The sequence below is a fragment of the Brevundimonas sp. CURTG3B2_SDJG genome (genome assembly GCF_057364705.1).
In genome coordinates this window covers 1-1,724 of record NZ_JBNFOJ010000435.1, presented here as the reverse complement: position 1 = coordinate 1,724, position 1,724 = coordinate 1, and the positions used below count along the sequence as shown (strand labels likewise).

At 72.6% G+C, this 1,724-nt stretch carries 3 protein-coding genes; all 3 read left to right on the top strand.

Features of this window, described 5'->3' with window-relative positions; genetic code table 11:
* Positions 1 to 581, top strand: a 581-nt coding sequence (locus AC2W7C_RS17525) for a SixA phosphatase family protein (protein WP_486002514.1), incomplete at its 5' end; no start/stop codon positions are given.
* Positions 578 to 862, top strand: a complete 285-nt coding sequence (locus AC2W7C_RS17520; protein ID WP_486002513.1) for a DUF952 domain-containing protein — start codon at positions 578 to 580, stop codon at positions 860 to 862. The genes AC2W7C_RS17525 and AC2W7C_RS17520, both read left to right, overlap by 4 nt.
* A gap of 64 nt (positions 863 to 926) precedes the next feature.
* A partial coding sequence (locus tag AC2W7C_RS17515) for a quinone-dependent dihydroorotate dehydrogenase (RefSeq protein ID WP_486002512.1) occupies positions 927 to 1,724 on the top strand: 798 nt, incomplete at its 3' end.

The following is a 1,724-nucleotide window of genomic DNA, read 5'->3' as shown; positions in this document are numbered from 1 at the left end:
CGCCCTGCAGCCGCAGCCGGCCGGGCGTGTCGGCCGCGATCTGGCGGGACGGCGCGAACAGCCCTAAAGGGCGGCCCATGCAGCGACTGATCCTGATGCGCCATGCCGAGGCCGAGCGCGCCGCCGCCTCGGGCCGCGACCGCGACCGGCCGCTGTCGGCCCGGGGTCGGGCGGACGCCGCCCTGATCGGCCGGGCCCTGGCGCGCCGGGGCTTCCGCCCCGATCTGGCCCTGGTCTCGCCCGCGACCCGGACGCGCGAGACCTGGGACCTGGTCCATGACTCCTTCGGCGATGTGCAGATCCGCCAGGACGAGCCGCTCTACAACGGCTCGCCGGACGTGCTGCGCCGCTTCATTGAAGACTCCGAGGACGCCGCCGGCTGCCTGATGGTCGTGGCCCACAATCCGGGGATCCATCTGCTGGCCGTCGAATACCTGGTCGAGGGCGCCGCCTCTCCAGCCATTCTGGACCGGATGAGCGGCGGCTTTCCGACCGGGGCGGCGGCCGTCTTCGCCGCCGACGTCGCAGGCCGCCTGACCTTCGAAGGTTTCCTGCAGCCGACGGACCTGGCCGACGAATGAGCGAGGTCGCCTACAAGCTGGCGGACGCCGCCGAGTGGGACCGCGCGCGCGCCGCCAAGGTCTACGAGGGTTCCGCCCTCGATCGCGCCGACGGCTTCATCCACTTGTCGACCGCCGAGCAACTGGCCGAGACGGCGCGCCGCCACTACGCCGGCCGCGACGGACTGGTGCTGGCCGCCATCGACCTGTCCGGCCTGGGCGCGGCCCTGAGGTACGACGCCGTCGCGCGACGTGACCTCTTCCCCTCATCTCTATGGCGCCCCTGCCCTTCGGCGCCGTGAAGGACGAACGCCGGCTCAGCGTCGACGCCGACGGCGTGATGCGGTTCCAAGACGGAGCGATCGGATGGCCCTGACCGATCTGGGGGCGGCGATGCTGCGCCTTCTGGACCCCGAGACCGCGCACGAGCTGGCGATCCGCGCCCTGCAGGTCACGCCCCTGCCCGCCCCCGCGGGCGACGACCCGATCCTGCGCACGCGCTTGACCGGCTTGGACCTGCCCAATCCGATCGGCCTGGCCGCCGGCCTGGACAAGAACGGCGTGGCCCTGCAGGGCCTGTCGAAGCTGGGGTTCGGGTTCGTGGAGTGCGGCTCGGTCACGCCGCTGGCCCAGCCCGGCAATCCGAAGCCCCGCCTGTTCCGCCTTTCGGAGGACCGGGCGATCATCAACCGGATGGGCTTCAACAACGCCGGCCTGGAGGCCTTCGCGGGTCGCCTGGCGCATCGTCCACGGGGCGCCGTGGTCGGCGCCAACCTGGGGGCCAACAAGGACACCGAGGACAAGGCGGCGGACTATGTCGCGGGGCTGATCCGGCTCAAGGGCCTGGCCGACTACGTCACCGTCAACGTCTCCTCGCCCAACACTCCCGGCTTGCGAGCGCTGCAGGGGCGCGCCGCGCTGGACGATCTGCTGGGCCGTCTGGCGGAGGCCCGCGGCGAGGATCCGACGCCGATGTTCCTGAAGGTCGCCCCCGACCTCGACCCGGCCGAGATCAGCATGATCGTCGAAGCGGCGCTGGATCACCGCATCGACGCCCTGATCGTCTCCAACACCACGCTGGACCGGCCCGCGAGCCTGCGCGCTCCAGACCGGGGGGAGGCCGGCGGTCTGTCGGGCGCCCCGCTGAAGGCCCGCGCCGCCGCG